At 53.1% G+C, this 16,615-nt stretch carries 13 protein-coding genes and 1 tRNA gene; 12 read left to right on the top strand and 2 right to left on the bottom strand.

The features are described 5' to 3' along the window. From IEW70_RS17905 to IEW70_RS13260, 5 genes are all read left to right on the top strand, one after another. A partial coding sequence (locus tag IEW70_RS17905; protein WP_229751981.1) for a hypothetical protein occupies positions 1-311 on the top strand: 311 nt, incomplete at its 5' end. Further along, positions 311-1,078 carry a 2,4-dienoyl-CoA reductase gene (fadH, locus tag IEW70_RS13275; RefSeq protein ID WP_188648400.1) on the top strand — a complete coding sequence of 256 codons (768 nt, stop codon included), beginning with the start codon at positions 311-313 and terminating at the stop codon, positions 1,076-1,078. The genes IEW70_RS17905 and fadH, both read left to right, overlap by 1 nt. An 88-nt stretch (positions 1,079-1,166) precedes the next feature. Continuing rightward, positions 1,167-1,358, top strand: coding sequence for a DUF378 domain-containing protein (locus tag IEW70_RS13270; protein ID WP_188648399.1), 192 nt, complete (start codon positions 1,167-1,169; stop codon positions 1,356-1,358). A 250-nt stretch (positions 1,359-1,608) separates the two neighbouring features. Continuing rightward, positions 1,609-2,487: a hypothetical protein gene (locus IEW70_RS13265; RefSeq protein ID WP_188648398.1), complete on the top strand. Its 879-nt coding sequence runs from the start codon at positions 1,609-1,611 to the stop codon at positions 2,485-2,487. Between the two features lie 705 nt (positions 2,488-3,192). Further along, complete coding sequence (locus tag IEW70_RS13260) at positions 3,193-4,821, top strand: thiamine pyrophosphate-binding protein (RefSeq protein WP_188648397.1); 1,629 nt, start codon at positions 3,193-3,195, stop codon at positions 4,819-4,821. A 2,125-nt stretch (positions 4,822-6,946) separates the two neighbouring features. Here IEW70_RS13260 and IEW70_RS13255 read toward each other — a convergent pair. Both IEW70_RS13255 and IEW70_RS13250 read right to left on the bottom strand, forming a co-directional pair. Then, positions 6,947-7,043: transfer RNA gene (locus IEW70_RS13255), tRNA-Sec, on the bottom strand. A 190-nt stretch (positions 7,044-7,233) separates the two neighbouring features. Beyond that, a complete protein-coding gene (locus IEW70_RS13250) occupies positions 7,234-8,487 on the bottom strand; it encodes an N-acetylmuramoyl-L-alanine amidase (protein WP_188648396.1) in 1,254 nt (417 codons plus the stop codon). A 160-nt stretch (positions 8,488-8,647) separates the two neighbouring features. Between IEW70_RS13250 and IEW70_RS13245 the strand changes: the two genes are divergently transcribed. The 7 genes from IEW70_RS13245 to IEW70_RS13215 all read left to right on the top strand — a co-directional run bounded on the left by IEW70_RS13245 (position 8,648) and on the right by IEW70_RS13215 (position 16,454). Beyond that, positions 8,648-10,033: a hypothetical protein gene (locus IEW70_RS13245; RefSeq protein WP_188648395.1), complete on the top strand. Its 1,386-nt coding sequence runs from the start codon at positions 8,648-8,650 to the stop codon at positions 10,031-10,033. A 599-nt stretch (positions 10,034-10,632) separates the two neighbouring features. Then, the gene (queF, locus tag IEW70_RS13240) at positions 10,633-11,049 is read left to right on the top strand and encodes a preQ(1) synthase (RefSeq protein WP_188648394.1); all 417 of its coding nucleotides are present in this window, start codon (positions 10,633-10,635) and stop codon (positions 11,047-11,049) included. 135 nt (positions 11,050-11,184) lie between these two features. Then, complete coding sequence (locus tag IEW70_RS13235; protein WP_188648393.1) at positions 11,185-12,366, top strand: MFS transporter; 1,182 nt, start codon at positions 11,185-11,187, stop codon at positions 12,364-12,366. 434 nt (positions 12,367-12,800) lie between these two features. Further along, positions 12,801-14,102 (top strand): ABC transporter permease, encoded by a 1,302-nt coding sequence (locus tag IEW70_RS13230; RefSeq protein ID WP_188648392.1) that lies wholly within the window; start codon positions 12,801-12,803, stop codon positions 14,100-14,102. A 21-nt stretch (positions 14,103-14,123) separates the two neighbouring features. Then, positions 14,124-15,017 (top strand): ABC transporter ATP-binding protein, encoded by an 894-nt coding sequence (locus IEW70_RS13225; protein ID WP_229751990.1) that lies wholly within the window; start codon positions 14,124-14,126, stop codon positions 15,015-15,017. Further along, the gene (locus tag IEW70_RS13220) at positions 15,014-15,772 is read left to right on the top strand and encodes an ABC transporter ATP-binding protein (RefSeq protein WP_188648390.1); all 759 of its coding nucleotides are present in this window, start codon (positions 15,014-15,016) and stop codon (positions 15,770-15,772) included. The genes IEW70_RS13225 and IEW70_RS13220 overlap by 4 nt, the downstream gene beginning before the upstream one ends. After that, a complete protein-coding gene (locus IEW70_RS13215) occupies positions 15,753-16,454 on the top strand; it encodes a TetR/AcrR family transcriptional regulator (protein WP_188648389.1) in 702 nt (233 codons plus the stop codon). The genes IEW70_RS13220 and IEW70_RS13215 overlap by 20 nt, the downstream gene beginning before the upstream one ends. The last annotated feature ends 161 nt before the right edge of the window (positions 16,455-16,615 follow it).

Genomic DNA, 16,615 nt, shown 5'->3' with positions numbered 1-16,615 from the left:
TATACAAACTCCATATTTCCTTGGCGGTTGGGATTGGTTTGAAACATGGTATCCGTCCTTTGTTGAAGTCTTTTCTATTACTTCAACAAAAAGAGGCTGCTGACCTTCTACCTTTGTCAGCAGCCTCCCCTTACCCCCTTCGGGGGCTTTTTTGTATCCCTTTATTGACGGGGGAAATCAGCTGCGATAGCATAATGAATGAACATTCACTCTCTTCAGATGATGATATCACTGGACTGGGTTTGAACCATGGGAAAGTGAAGGGTGGCGTTTTTTGCACAGCCGTCCGCTCAATAAGGAGGAATGGTTGATGAAAGGGAAAACCGTAATCGTCACCGGAGGCAGCAGCGGCATGGGGAAAGGGATGGCACAACGCTTTTGTGAACGGGGAGCAAACGTGGTCATTTCCGGCCGGGATGAAGAAAAGTTGGAGCAAGCAAGGCGAGAAATGGAAACCTTTGATGGACAGGTATTAACCGTACCGATGGATGTGCGGAAACCGGATCAAGTCGAGGCAATGATCCAACAAACCCAGGAGCGCTTCGGTACGGTGGATTATTTGGTCAACAACGCTGCAGGGAACTTTGTCGTACCGGCAGAGGAGCTCTCTTTGAATGGCTGGCATGCCGTGATCGATATCGTACTGAATGGCACCTGGTATTGTACCCAGGCGATGGCGAAAGAATGGATTCGGGAGAAAAAAGCCGGCTCCATCGTGAACATTGTCGCTACCTACGCTTGGACCGGGGCGGCCGGAGTGGTTCACTCCGCTTCTGCCAAAGCAGGGGTATTGGCGATGAGCCGTTCGCTGGCGGTGGAGTGGGGCAGCCGTTATGGCATTCGGGTCAATTGTATCGCTCCCGGTCCGATTGAAAATACCGGCGGTGTGGAAAAGCTGATCCTGAATGAAGCGATGCACAAGCGGGTATTGGCCAGCATCCCCGCCAAACGCTTCGGTAAGCTGGAGGAAATTGCGGGGCTGGCGGAATACCTCCTTTCCGATGAGGCGGCGTTTATCAATGGAGAGTGCATCACGATGGACGGCGGGCAATGGATGTCGGGCAACCGCTTTATGTAGGAATAGGCTTGTACCGCCGTTCCCCTTTCGATGATTTCATCCTATTGTGATCATAGATGATCTCAACTTATCGTCAGGAGGGACAGATATGAAGCTGTTGCAGCAGATTGCGTGGATTCTCGTGGTTGTCGGAGCTCTGAACTTGGGCTTGATCGGGTTCTTTGGATTCAGTCTGGTAGGAGCCGTCTTCGGTGCGGGGTCCAACATCGTCTATGCACTGGTGGGACTCAGCGGTTTGTATGCGCTGTCAGAATTGCCTGGCATTCTCAGGCGGTCGTAACGCTACTTCGGTAGCAGTTTGAGAGAGATGGGATCAGAGGCACCTTTATTCATCAAATGAAATCTTTTTTGGAACCGGTATTATTTGCCGGTTCTTTTTTCTTTTCTCCCTATTATGATGTACCGGGGAATGTTGGATGGAAGAGGGATCGCAAGCGCAACTTCATGGAGTGTATTCTCGTTAATGGATGTGGAAAACTAGGAATTGAACCTTCACGTACCCAGTGATTTCATAGATGAGGAGCATTCATGTGAAACGATATACAGCGGTTATCATGGCACTCTTTTTCCTAGTGGGAATGGTGCCGGGGCAAGTGGCGGCCAAAGAGATCCACCCGGATATCACTGTTAAAACCGGTTTGGTAACCGACCGCGATACCGGAAAAGTAGAAGGGATCAGGGTGAAGGCCCGATTGGCAACCGACCAAAGGGTCAAGGGGACCTGGAAATTTCGGTACCGCTATTACCAAAAAGTCCGTACAAAAGAAGGAAAGAACATCACCGTTAAACGGACCAAACGGCTGTATTCAAAAAAAGGACGGGCTTGGATCCCGATCGAGAAACCGGGTGAGCGGAAGCTGTTCATTGTTTTCAAAGGCAAAGTCGGGAATCAAGTAGTGGAAGAGGAAAAAACGGTGACGCTGGAGATTCCCCGGATGCGCATGTGGGCCGACAAGAAAAAAGGAAGAGCCCCTACGCATATTCAGGGAGCGGTGACGGGAAAAGCAGTGAAGGGACGGTGGGCGATCGCCGTCGCCAGGCAGGGAGGACGGATTTTGCACCTGCATGAAGGCGGTGCCCGCATAGTGGTCGATCTGCCGCCGGGTGAGTATTTATTGCGGGGGGTTTTTTACGGCGAAGTGGACGGCAGTCCGTTGGCTATGGAAGAAACCAAGCGATTGGTGGTCGGAAACAAGGAAAGCGATACATATGTGATCAAAGGCTTAAACAATGAGTTTCGCACCACGGAGGAAGCCCGGGACGTCATCAAAGGCATGAAACAAAGTGGCTGGCTGACCGAATCCGACCGTACCTATGCCGATCAAACCATGTTACTCTGGTGGGCGGCTGCCGGCGTTATTTTGACCGGAGTGCTGGGGTGGTTGGTATATCGGCGCAATCGGCGTTGACGGAAAAGAGCATAACGTGAATAAAGGATCCGTCCCAATATTCAGGGCGGGTTTTGGTGCTTTCGTTCAATCTGTTCCACAGTCGTTTTTCTGCTGGATGGCATATGGTATATCATCCTGCAGGAAGGGTGAAGGCAATGGGTTACGAGGATCCCGTGATGGCGATATTTGATGCACTGATGATAGGTTTGGGCGTCGGCTTGGTAATCGGTTTGTGGTGATGGTAATCGGATTGTTGAAGGAACAGACGGGTTTGGGTTTTGCGGGGCTGGGTGCCTGTGCGGCGGCAGAACGCTTCTGGGACTGCTTGGAGCTGTTCCCACCGCCGGCGGTTTTATCTACTGGATTATTCGTAATAGCAAGAAGAGCGGTTGAGAAGCGTTGTCAGTCGGGACTCAGCAGAAGAAGTAGCTTGTTTTTTTGGAAACTGCCGGACTTATCTTGTAGCCGCAGCCCGAAGCGCAGGAGTGCTTCGGGCTGTTCCGATCCCAAGAAAAACTTACACCTTAAATAAGGAGCTTTGAAACGAGTGGTTGAGCCTGACTTACGGCTCAACCGCTTGTTTGTTATACGGCGGGGAAGTGAGGAAGACGAGCTATGCCAGTGTGTATCGGATTGGGCCCTTCCGGCGGTCGGAGTTGCCTCTCCTGTCCGTATGGGCAATGGCTCGAAACGTATACTAAGCGGAAGGAAGGGGGAACCATGATGGCAATCCAAGGACAGACGACGATCCCCAAGACCGCGGCTCAATATGTAGTGGAACAGCTGGCGGCCTGGGGATGTCAACGGATTTACGGCGTGGCGGGGGATGCCACTTTATACCTGATGGATGTGATCGCCCGGCAGGACCGGGTTCAATACGTGGGGTGCCGGCTGGAGACGACGGCTGCCCTGATGGCGTCGGCGGAGGCGAAGTTGACTGGGCAGCTGGCGGTGTGCACAGCCACCAGCGGACCGGGGATCGCCGGCTTGCTGAACGGGCTGGGGGACGCCTGGCAGGACAAGGCCCGCGTCCTGGCCATCACCGGCCAGGTGGAACGCAAGAAAATCGGTACGGGGACAAAGCAGGAGATCGATCAGCAGCTCCTGATCCAGCCCCTGGCGATCCACTCGACGCTGGTCGCCGATGCCCGCCCCCTGCCCGTTCAGTTGAACCGGGCAATGCGGCGGGCGTATTCCCGGGGAGGGGTGGCCCATCTGTCCATACCCAAGGAAGTGTGGATGGAGCCGGTGAATGCCCCCCTGTACCCTCTTTTTCCGGAGCAGCTCCTCCCGCAGCCGGTTCAGGGGCAGCTGGACGGGGCGCTTCGGCTGCTGAACGGGTCCAGCCGCCCAATCATCCTGGCGGGGCGGGGAGTCAAGGGGGCAGAGCCGAATTTGTTGGCCGTGGCGGAAAAGCTGAATGCCCCGATTATGACCACCCTGCCTGCCCGCTCCTCCGTCCCTAACGATCATCCCCTGTTCGTCGGGGGCCTGGGGCAGGCAGGGAGTGAGATCGCCTCCGACCTGTTGAAAGAAGCGGACTGCTGCCTCGTGCTGGGAGCGACTTGGTGGCCTTCAGACTATGTGCCGGAAGGGATCCCCATCGTTCAGTTGGACATTGATCCGGCGGCGATCGGAGAGACAGTGCCGGTGGCCGCCCCCGTCGTCGGGGAGATGAGGGTGGTTTTGCCCCGGTTGATCGAGGGAATCTTATGCAAGGAGAAAGTGGAATGGAGCCGTCAGGTGCAAAGTCTAAAACAGCAGTGGACGGCGAGGATCGAACAAGAGACGGCGGTGGACGTTGTCCCGATCCCCCCTCAGCGGGTGATCGCCGCCCTCAGCCGGTGCGTCCATCCTGACGCGGTCATCACCCTGGATGTAGGGGATCATGTCCTGTGGTTCAACCGTATTTTTCAGGCGTCGAGACAGGAGATCCTCGTCTCCGGCCGTTGGCGTACCCTAGGGTTTGGCCTGCCGGCGGCAATGGCGGCCCAGCTGGCTCACCCGGAGCGACAAGTGGTTGCCCTGGTCGGCGACGGTGGATTCGGGAACACGCTGGTCGACCTGGCCACCGCCGTCGTATATCAGCTCCCCTTGACGATCGTGGTGATGAACAATGGTTCCTTTGCCATGGAGCAGAACCGGATGGTCCAAGCCGGCCTTTCAACCCTGGGGACCCAATTGTCCAATCCCGATTTTGTGAAGATGGCCGAGGCTTTCGGAGCCGAGGGTTACCGGGTGGAAGAGCCGTCCCAGCTGGAGCCCGCCCTGACTGCGGCCTTGGCCTCCAACCGGGTTTCCCTGGTCGATGTCGTCTGCGACGATCCGATCGTACCCCACACGAAAATATGAAAAAAGGAAAATCAGGTTGCGAGACGCGGGGCATCATTGCCCCGGGGTTTTTTGTGTCTACAATCCAACTCCTTCTATATACAACACTCCTGGACATTTACAACGGAGAGATCGCGCCTCCTGATGCTGTGTATCGAGGTTTGGAAAAGTGCCGCCTTACAAATGACTTCAGTAGCTGTATGGAACGTAATTTCAACCGTACTATCCACCTTCTTGCCACCCATTCTCGAAAGAGCTACTGGAGGAAGTACTGCAGGAAAACCAGGTCTTCTCCATCATACGTTACATTCACGGTAATGGAACGGGCTTGTTCGAAGGAACCAAACAGATGGCCTTGAGGGGATTGTGTTGAAACGAAAAGATTCCACCTATCATGTGGGGAAAGCTCCTGGGACTGGCAGAAAGTCGTTCACTGGAGAGAAACCGAGGTCGTCATCACGGGGTACCGCAAGGATGACCTGGTTGGTCGATCGCGTTGGAGGAAGACGGGCAGTTACGCCCATGTGGGATGTTGGAACTGGGTATCCATCCCAAGGCACGGAAAGCATTTTACAAGTAGCACAGCAGATAAAGACCCGTGAGGATCGGCAGTTTATCTATGTTGAACCTTGTATCCGCTGCCAAGTCAAATACAAAAAAGAGACCCATGCGGGTTATTTACCGGAGACAGTGTTTCAAGGGTTCGAGCTATGAAGCCCACTGATCGACGGGCTTTTAATCGTATTTTTGGCGAGCTGATTGAAAAAAGAAAAGGGCCCCTGACAGAGCCCGAACCGCTGTAAACTATTATACGACGATACATCCTTTGGTCTTTTATTTTGCGGAAATGGGACAGGCTAGAAGAAAGCTCCGACGAAGGTTACGAATTCACCCCTGCGGAGATTGATAGTACCCCGGTTGAAAGCGCGGAAAGAGTTGAACACAACCACGCTTCTTCCCTGACAGGTCACTGTGACGAAGTCACCGGGCCTCAGCAGGATTCTAGCCACCCGAATTCCGAAGAAGACGCATGCGAGACTGAAAATACGGCCAGGACGCACGTTGATGCGCTGGGGGGTCCGTCCAAAAATGGCTCTTCTTTGACTTGTCGTGGCAGCCAATCGATTAACACTCCTTTCTATCTTTTCTATATTTATATGAAATAAATATCCGGTCTGATATAAACACATATCCCGATCATAATTATTTGGACGTAAAGGGGTACGGCGGGATGTCCTCCGGACCTGAAAAAATAAAAGCCCTCTAACAAAGTGCACAAGAAGGGGGCGAGTATTAATTGTTAACCAATCATAAGGCTCGAAGTCGTTAATTTTTCGTTGCCCTCGAAACTTACTGAATTGTTTTCTGGAATGTTGTAGTGATCTCGAACATATAACGAGTCACAGTAGGGCTTCTTTTTTTGTCTTAAAATGGGATTTTTGGTCGAATGGAAGGAATCGGAATGGGCAGTTGACGAAAAATTGGGTAAAAAATTGACGGGAGGTTTCCTTAATTGGAAAAGGGACAAGAAGTAGCCATGTCTTTACACGAAGCTGCCTGCCGTCTGAACCTTAATTATCGGACGTTGCTATCTAAATATCTGATATTGCTCCTAAAATAAATAGTGTGGGGCGTTATGTGCTTACAGAACAAGACTTTCACCGTCTCCGACTACATTACATGAAACTTGTACTACAGGGAACATGGAGCTCAAAATCCTCTTGTGACGTCTTCCACGGCTAAAGCTGAACCCGGTGGCCGCCGGGTCCGTGCTTCATATCAGACTCGAGCGTCTTTAGAAGTCCGGTTCCCGTGGCCGCGGGTGCCGGTCCCTTTGTTTATTAGGTTAGTGGCATTATACAATGTGTTGGAAAAATAGAGTAATATGAAATTAGTTTTAATTAACATAGCTCCTCCTATGTAAAAAGAGCCAGCTAACCAGGCTGGCTCTTTCCGTTCCGTTTGACAGTTGTTTTTTTAAAAAAGCAAGCACGTCCAATACTTAAATCTGACTGTTTGTTCTAATTGATACAGTCCCTTTTCGCTGGTACTTTCGCAAAATACTACACTCCCTCGGCCTAAGATCAATGTTGACCACTAGTACAAGTGAATCTTTCGCTTAGTCCGAGTGAGCGAAAGCAAATGTTGGCGGGAACGTGTGGGAATCGAACCCACCGGAGACGGCACGCGCCTCCCGCTCGGCTTTGAAGGCCGGGGGGGACACCAGTACCCCATCCGCTCCCGCAAAAAAGAGACTGCAACTATATTAGCACAGCACCTATCGGAAAATCAAAGCCAGAAAATGACGGCGGTGCTGGGTGCCGGGTTGTATGGTGCATCCAAAAAAGTGCGTCAGCCAGAGAAAACACCCCGCTGTTGTCGACGGGATGTTTTTTATTCGAATGGACTCCGTTTTCAGTGAAAAGGCGATCCTTACTCTCCACCTTTCAGGGAGCGGTCGGACATGCGCTCAGCCACATCCCGCCGAATGCTGGGCAGGTCGCTTTCATTGGAATTGCCTGGGCACTCGGTGGTCTGGCGCGGTAAGAGTCCATGCCCCTGAATCGTGGGAATGTCATGATCCGTTTTGGGGATGGAAGGATCATTATATTCATAGTCTCGCACGAAATCCCGTTTGGCCCGGGGGTTGATGTTCCAGTGATCGGCTTCATAGGCGAGCAGATCGATCAGGGGTTTGCGCATGGATTCGGGCAATTGGGTGGAGTCATAACTTCCCATAACGGCCACACCGAAGGAACCGTGATTAAAGGAGTAGGCATGGGCGCCGATGACGCCAGGGGAGAGAACTTCGCCGTCCCGCCCGTGGCGGCCTTCATAGATTCGGCCGTCACTGCCGATGATGGCATTGTATCCGATATCTCCCCAATCCCGCGTCACGGTGTGGTAGTAGTAAATAGAGCGCACTCGTGCAGCGGGATCGGGATCATTGTTTTGCGTCGCAGTATGATGAATGACCAGATGGGTGACTGTATCGTATTCCCGGGGCCATTCTTCGCTGCCATCCGGGTTGAAGCGGAGAGATTCATCAGCTCCCCATTGGGCGCGGGAAACGATGGGAGGACGGGAAACAGCAGCCTCCGCCTGTTGCCACAGATAGGAAGACAGTGTCCATTTACGGGAGGTATGTGCTGTCGGCGCACCCTCTTCTGAATTGAGCAAGGTCAACTGAAAATCCTGAACACGGTTACCTGGTTTCAACTGGATCTGGTATTGAATGTACTTGCCGCGGTATCCGAGCAGCAAATCCGTAAAGGTCTCGCGGTGGCTTTTTCCTTCCGGCCCTTCGGCATGGGATACTTCCGCCGGTGTCCAGTCGGTCCAGTGTTTTCGGTCTGTGGATACACGAATAGATACTTTGGGATGTTGATGGTGCTGGTCTTTCCAATGGGCGCCTACATCGGTAAAGGAAAAGCGGGGGTTCAGCACAGGAGAAGTATATGTACCTGTGGTCGCTCCTTGTGACAGGGTGAGGACGGCTTGCCCTTCGGTTGAGGTGACATCGATATTTTTCAGGTTTCCTTTGAAATCTCCCGCAAGGTCATGGCGAATCTCTTTGGCTTTCACTTTGACGGCAGATCCGGAGGCATCGGTATCCGGTATAAGCGGCACGGTCCAAGTGATGATGCCGACTCCTACCAAGCTGAGTACCTTGGTCCATAAGCGCATGTTGTTTTTCCTCCCCCTGGTATAAAATTTTAAACATTCCGCCATTTACATGTTATCCTATTCGTTGTTCAAAATCCAGGCAAATGACGAAAGAGTCATATTGAGGGATGCCTGCGTACAATGGCCAGAGGAACGATACCACGAAAGGCGGTGCTGGCAGATGGAGCTGAGTCTGGCACATGTGGCGTACGGCATGATGACTCTCCTATTGATCACAGTCATGCTTTTGCGGAAAGGAGTCGTATTGCCGGCTCTGGCGGGAACATTTCTCGTTGCCTGGGTTTACCGCGAACGTTTGGCGGGCGGCATTCAATCGCTGTTTCTGGCCAATCTGGAGGCGGCCCGGGAGTTGTTCAGTATTTTTTTGATCATCACGTTCATGGTCGCATTGCTTCGCGCCATGGAGGAGTTGGGAGCGGATCGGAAAATGATCGCGCCTGTGCAGACGGTTATGGTCAACGGGAATGTGGCGTTTTGGCTGTTGGCAGGTGTGACCTATGTGCTTTCCCTGTTTTTCTGGCCGACGCCTGCGGTCCCCTTGATCTGTGCGTTATTGGTACCGGCAGCGATCCGGGCGGGACTTCCGGCGATGGGGTGCGCGGTGGTCGTAGCTTTGGCTGGGCAAGGGATGGCGCTCTCTTCGGACTTTGTCATGCAGGTAGCTCCAACGTTGAGCGCCAAAGCGGCAGGTGTCGATCCTGGAGATGTGGCAGACAAGGCGCTGATCCTTTCCTTGATCACGGGAGGAATCGCTCTGGGTTGGTCGTATATTCGCTTACGGCCCGACATGGGAAAAGCAGGAGTCCACACCGGTAGGATCCATCAACAGAGGTCGCTTTCAGACAATGCTTCTCCCCGATCGGAGAGAGAAAAGTGGGGGAGTCGTGTTGCCTGGCTGGTTCCGCTGGCTTTGTTGGTTGTAATGCTTTATATGTTGGTCAAAGGAAATGAGGGGATCGACGGCGCAGCTCTCATCGGGGGAACGGGCGCGCTGTTATTGCTGGCGGTTACAGCGGCGGGAAGCGGATGGGAGGCATTGGACCGGATCAGTGACCATCTCGTCGAAGGATTTTTGTTTGCTTTTCGGGCCATGGGTCCCGTGATTCCGATTGCCGGGTTCTTTTTTCTGGGAAGCAAGGAGTATGCCGGAACCATCTTGTCCACGGAACATTCCCCGGCCTTGTTGTTTGACTTGGTGCAATCGGGACAGGAGCTGATTCCCCACTTTCCGCTGCTGACCGCCATGGGGATATTGATCATTGGAATGCTGACAGGACTGGACGGATCGGGATTTTCCGGCTTGCCTTTGACCGGGGGACTGGCGGACGCATTGGCGGCCTCATCGGGTGTCGATCCTGCTGTGTTGGCAGCGATCGGCCAAATGGGTTGTATCTGGGCGGGGGGAGGAACACTGATTGCCTGGTCCTCCCTGGTAGCTGTAGCCGGATTGACACGGGTTTCCGTGGGAGAGCTGGTACGGCAAAATTTCCTGCCGGTCGTGGCCGGACTGATCGTGTCTACTCTGGTTGCCTTGATTTTGTGGTGATCCGGCTGTGATGAAAAGAACGAGGCTGTTGATGAAGTTCCGTTTCGGAGAAACAAGCTCTTCTGCCAAGCATGAGGGACGGGCAGAAGAGCTTGTTGGTCTTTCTCCGTATGGATGTAGTAGTTTTACCATAATACCGGACCGGCAAGGTCCGTTTTGCCAAGGGGAGAAGGGTCCTCTGTTTAATGTGTGTCGTTTTGTCATCAAGTTCAAGCATGATCTAGCTTAAAATCAGGAATTTGGTACAATGAATGAGGGTCATTATACGATGAAACAGCTGGAGAACTCCCTTCCCATAAACACACGGAGGAACACATGGCAGTATGGGGTCGGTACCAACTGTTCCTGCCCAGGAAAGGGTTCCCTAGTGTGTGGCTATTGTGGAGTGGGGAAACAAATGAAAAGTGAAGATAGATGGTTCTTGATGCTTTCAGGGCTGTTTGTCGCCGGTATCGGGATATGATTCTCGGGTGAAACTGCTGATTGCGCTGTTGGACATTCCCTTGGTATATGGGCTGGCAATACTGATTCGACGTCGGACCCGGCTGTCTCATTTCCAAGCGGTCGGACATCATTGAAGTTCTGAAGGAGGAAATCATATGGGCAAAGTACAGGTGGATCACAGCAAGTACCAAAACATCCGTTTCGACATTCAGGATGAGTCCGCCATCATGACGGACATTTTGGAAACCATTCCTTATGAATATCCGGGGAAGGACATTGAGGTGGAAATTCCGACCTCGGAGTTTACATCCGTGTGTCCGTGGTCCGGACTGCCGGATTTCGCAGAGATCAAAATCACTTTCATTCCCGATCAACATCTGATTGAAATGAAGTCGCTGAAATATTACCTGACTTCCTACCGCAATGTGGGGATTTATCAAGAGCATGCCACCCGCCGCATTCTGGAGGAGTTGGTGGCAGTGGCCAAGCCCAAGTATATGAAAGTGGAAGCCCTGTGGAACGCCCGCGGCGGCTTGGGAACTCGTGTCGTAGCGGAATATCCGGAGAAGTAAATCAAAGAAGCCGGGCCATTGAGTCCGGTTCTTTTTTTGGCGGCTGAAGTTCATGGTTGAAAACCGATACAATCTCTAGTAGTTTTATCTTTACGATACAAAGAAAGCCGGAAGGCGAAGAGAAGGGGAAATCGGATGAATGAAGACGGCAGACGTCCCACACTAACTTATGGATGGCTTTTTTATTTGATATTTTTCGGTTTTGGCGGCTTTTTTCCTTTGTTAAGCGTCTATTTTCGCGAGGAGCTTCATCTGACGGGGACGCAAATCGGTACGATCTTGTCCATCGGGCCGATCGTGATGGTGTTGGCCCAGCCGGTGTGGGGGATCATCTGCGATGCTACCCAACGTTCTGCCCAGGTGCTGATGTTGACATTGACAATGACTGGAACAGCGGGCTTATTGTTTTTGGGTGTTCAAAATTATATCGGTTTGCTTCTGTTAGCCGTGTTGTTGGCGGTCTTTCAAAGTGCCATCGTCCCGTTGTCCGACAGCATGGCCGTCAGCTATGTACAGCGGGCGGGTGTGGATTACGGCAACTTGCGTTTGTGGGGGGCGATCGGCTTTGCTAGTGCTGCGTATATCATGGGAGAAATTTCGGAAGCGTGGGGTCTGACCGCGATCTTCGTCGGGTTTGCGGCTGCTATGGGTTTAAGTGCCCTGACCGCATGGAAACTTCCTCGAGAGCGGGTCACCCTGCGTATAGAGCTTCGCAGCGGGCTGAAGGAGCTCTGGCGTCTGCCGCAATTTCGCTGGTTCCTGCTGGCTACCTTTCTGGTGTTCGGGCCGGTGCATGCCAACAATATTTATTTCGGCCTTTTGATTCAAGATGTGGGCGGCAGTATCGCCGGTGTGGGACTGGCTTTTCTGCTGGCGGCGGGGAGTGAGGCCCCCTGTATGAAGCTGGCCGGAGGTTGGATTCGGAAAAAAGGACTGTTATTTGTCACTCTGGTAGCGGCATTCATTTCCGGTTTCCGTTGGCTCTTTTACGCGACGGAGCCTTCGGTGGAATGGGTATTTGTTTCTACGCTGTTGCAGGGGTTGTCGGTGGGGCTCTTTATCCCGGCAGGCTTGCAGTACATCAGCCGCATCGCCCCAGAGGAAGTGAAGACGACGGCCATTTCCCTTTATGCTGCGGTGGGAACCGGCCTGGGCAACTGGTTTTTCACTTTTGTCGCGGGCATGGTGCTGGACGGGTTTCACATCTTTGGCGTCTACCTCTTTTTCGGCGTGTTGACGTGGATCGGTGCATCGGTCATCCTCTGGGTGATGCGGTTGGATGAGCGCAAAAAGCGAGCAGTGGAGCGGGTGGTGTAATCAAGAGTTGGTGCCCGCCCCGACAGTCGGTTGAAGATGATCGGTTGGAACAACGTCGGAGGTTTGAGTTTGGATGAAAATGCTAATACAGCGGTACGAATCGATTCGGGATTTTGCTGGTGAACCGGTATTTCGGTTGAATGAATAAGGAGACGCTCCGCTTCTGGAAACACACACGGTTAGCCGTACGGAGTCTCAATGTTGTCTTTGCATGGAGTTTGTGGTGTGAGATTCGAGTAGTCCGGGATTTGGAATATGGAACCCGTACGTAAGTACGGGTTTTTTTGTTTCACCTGCCGATCCTGTATCATCGATCCACTCTTAACTCAAATTAATAGTGACCACTCCCCTTTTTTTTATTGACTGTTTACTGGAAACCCGCATACAATGTAAGTGAGTGATCACTTACTTTTTTAGCGGAGGGGGCGATACCTATGTTCCGACGGATCGGGGCGATGGTACGAAAGGAGTTTCTTCAACTGCGACGGGACAAGCGAACGCTGGCGATGATGATATTGTTGCCGGTGATCTGGCTGATCGCCTTTGGTTATGCGGTCAACTTTGACATCAATACGATTCGGGTGTATGCCGTAGACCGTGCGGCCAACGACGACAGCCGGGAAGTGCTGAAGGAGATAGACGGGGAAGAGAAATTTGTGGTGTATGGCAAGTTGAAGAATGAACAAGAAGCGAAAAAGGTATTGGAAGAAAACACGGCTGATGTAGTCTTGATCTTCCCTGAAGGATACCGACGGATGCCGCAAAAGGATTCCGAGAAGCTCCGCATTCAGGTGGACGGCAGTCGTCTCTTCACGGCTCAGTCCGCGCTGCGAAAGATCAATGAAGTACTGTTCGATGTGCAGAAAAAAAGCATGGATGATATGAAGCAGGAGATCCAAGACCGGATGAAGCAGGGGGCTGCACCGGAGATGGGTATCCAAGACCAGCCGCAGATGCAGGCACTGCTGCGGTCGATGCCCCCGGAAAGAGCGCAGGCCTTCATTGAAGATTTGAAAAAAACGATGAAAGAACAGGCCCAAAAGCAGATGGATGAGCGGTGGAAAGAGATGGAGAACGAATTTCCCCGCCCCGGGTTGATGAAGCCGGAAGTAGACGTTTTGTACAATCCGGATTTGAAGAGTGTCCAGTATATGATTCCGGGATTGGTGGGATTGGTGCTGATTTTCATCACCACATTGATGACCGCCCTCGGCATCGTACGGGAAAAAGAACGGGGGACACTGGAACAGTTGGTGGTGTCACCCCTTCGGTCCATGGAGTTGATCCTGGGGAAACTGCTCCCTTACTTTCTGATTGCCCTGGTGGATTTTCTGCTGGTGTTCCTGGTAGGGGTTCGCGTGTTTGACGTTCCTTTCCGCGGCGATTTCCTGCCTTTCCTGCTGGTTTCGCTGCTCTTCCTGATCGGGTCTCTGGGGATGGGGCTACTGATCTCCACGGTGTCCCAGAACCAGCAGCAAGCGATGCAATTGGCCGTGCTGACACTGGTCCCGCAATTTATCTTGTCCGGATTTGTGTTTCCGCTGGAAGCGATGCCGTGGGGAATTCGCTGGTTGTCGTATCTGATGCCCCTTACCTACTTCATTCCTGTCAGCCGCGGCGTTTTTCTGAAAGGACTGTCCCCGCTGGATTACACCTTGCCGCTGGCGGTGCTGGGATTGTATGCGTTTCTGTTTATCATTATCGCTTCGGTCCGTTTCCGCCGGAGCTTGGCATAGGAGGGATGCGATGTGTTGGAGATGAAGGAAGTCAGCAAGGTGTACGGGCGTCACCAAGCCTTGCAGCCCGTCAGCTTTTCACTGGAGAAGGAAGGGATCTACGGGGTTGTCGGTCCTGACGGCGCAGGGAAAACGACGCTCCTCCGGCTGATGGCGGGGGCTTTGCGCCCGTCATCCGGAGAGGTGATTCATACAACCGGGGCCAAGATCGGATATGTACCGCAAACTTTCGGCATGTATGAGGATATGAGCATTGCGGAGAATCTCCATTTTTACGGACAGCTGAACGGGGTTCCCGCTCCGGAACGGGAGAAGCGGATACGGGAGTTGCTGGACCGGACGGGGTTGGCTCCGTTTTCCGACCGTCTGGCGGGAGCCCTCTCCGGCGGGATGAAGCAAAAGCTGGCCATTGCGACAGCGGTGCTACACCGCCCCGGTCTGGTGGTGTTGGACGAACCGACCAACGGCGTAGATCCTGTCTCCCGCCAGGAAGTATGGGAGATTGTCCGATCGGTGCTCCGGGAGGGAACGACGGTCGTCATCTCCACCCAATATCTGGAGGGAGCAGGTCTTTGCGATGAGGTGTTTCTGATGCATCAGGGACGGATCATCGGGCGAAAGTCACCCTCTGCCTTTGTATCGGAGTTTCCCTACCACGTATGGGTGGTCCGGGATGCGGGCTCTGTTCGGGTTGAGTGGCTGCCCCGGCTCCGGCAGGAACCTGCGATTGCAGAAGCCTACGCCCGGGGGACGGATCTGGTCGTTCTTTGCCGCGAAAAAGAGCGGGTAAAGGAGATGCTGGAAACATTGCGCCGGGACCGGGAAGGGGTGGGGCCGGTGGAAGAAGAACCCGCATCCTATGAAGATGTGTTTACGCAAGCGGTAAAAGAAGCGGAAGGAAGGGAAAGCGCATGATCCGCTTGGAAGAAGTGACCAAGAAATTTGGAGACTTTACAGCGGTGGACGGGGTAACCCTGTCGGTCGGTAAAGGAGAGATCTACGGATTGCTTGGGGCCAACGGGGCGGGCAAAACCACCTTGATCCGGATGATGTGCGGAATCTTGTCACCCACGTCTGGTAAGGGCACCGTGATGGGGTGGGATATTTCCCGGGAGCAGTCCCGGATCCAAGAGCGGATCGGCTATATGTCCCAAAAATTTTCTCTCTATCCGGACCTGACGGTAGAGGAAAACCTGCGCTTTTACGCGGATCTGTACCATATCCAGGGCCATGTGAAAAAGCGGGTGGCAGAAGTCTTAGCGGAGTGGAATCTGACGGAGTGGCGTAGCACCCGGGTAAGTGCTTTGGCCGGCGGCTGGCGGCAGCGGGTTGCTTTCGCCTCGGCAACCCTGCATGCACCGCCGCTGCTTTTTTTGGATGAGCCGACAAGCGGAGCGGACCCTGCTACCCGCCGCGCATTTTGGGACGGTCTGTATCGGCTGGCGGAAGGCGGCACCACGATTCTCGTCACCACGCATTACATGGATGAAGCGGAGCGGTGCGACCGTGTTGCCATGATGCTCCGCGGGAAAGTGGCGGCCGAGGGACGGGTGACAGATTTGCGCCGGGAATATGCCGGCGTCCTAAACAAGCCTCGCCCTACGCTGGAGGAGATTTTTCACCACATCATTCGCGGCAGAGGAGAGAAGCATGGACAAAAATTGGGATGAATGGATTCAGCTGATCGCCGATGAGTACGGGCTCAACCTGAAGAAGGACAAAGAAACGGAAAAACAAAAGCGCATTCTGGAAGCAGCGATCCATATCTTTTCCGAGAAAGGGTTCGAGGGGGCATCCACCAGTGCAATCGCCCAACGGGCCCAGGTGGCGGAAGCCACGATTTTCAAACATTACCGTTCCAAAAAGGGGCTTCTGCTTCATTTGGTGATTCCGGCGATTTCCAAAGTGGCCACCCCGTATATCCTGCGGCCGGTGTTGAAGATTCTGGATCAGGACCGCCCGATGAAGGAACTGTTTCAGGATCTCTACGAAAACCGGATTCAACTGGTAGAGAAGAACTGGAAAAAGGTAAAAATCATTGTTGTGGAGAGCTTATTCCAACCGGAACTCCGCGAAGCCCTTCAAGAACATGTGGCACGGGCGATATATAAAGTTATGTCGGAACGGGTGGAGCAATGGAAAGAGGAGGGGAGGATTCGGGAAGATCTTCCCACTCACGTGATCGCCCGCAGCATCCTCTCCATCGGAGTGGGGTATCTGTTGGCGCACAATGTATTCCCGGATGTATTGGCCCCGGGAGAACGAAAAGAGGAAATCGGTTGGATGGCGGAAGTGTTGCTGTATGGTATCGCCGGACCGAAAGAGAAAGAAGGGCATAACAACCCGCTGTGATCCATTTCCCCTAAAGCAGACAGACCCGCTCGGGACTTCTGCTTCAGGGTTTTTTTTCGGCAACGGATACAGTTGTGTTGAGACTCCACACTGCTGAAGCCGTGGGATTCTTGGGTAGTTAGCGCCCTCAGTCCATTTCTGTTTCGGACAACTCCCAAGTT

Source organism: Marinithermofilum abyssi (assembly GCF_014641195.1).
Taxonomy (GTDB): domain Bacteria; phylum Bacillota; class Bacilli; order Thermoactinomycetales; family DSM-45169; genus Marinithermofilum; species Marinithermofilum abyssi.
The sequence above is the reverse complement of the archived record's forward strand: the minus strand, read 5'-3'. Positions and strand labels throughout refer to the sequence as shown.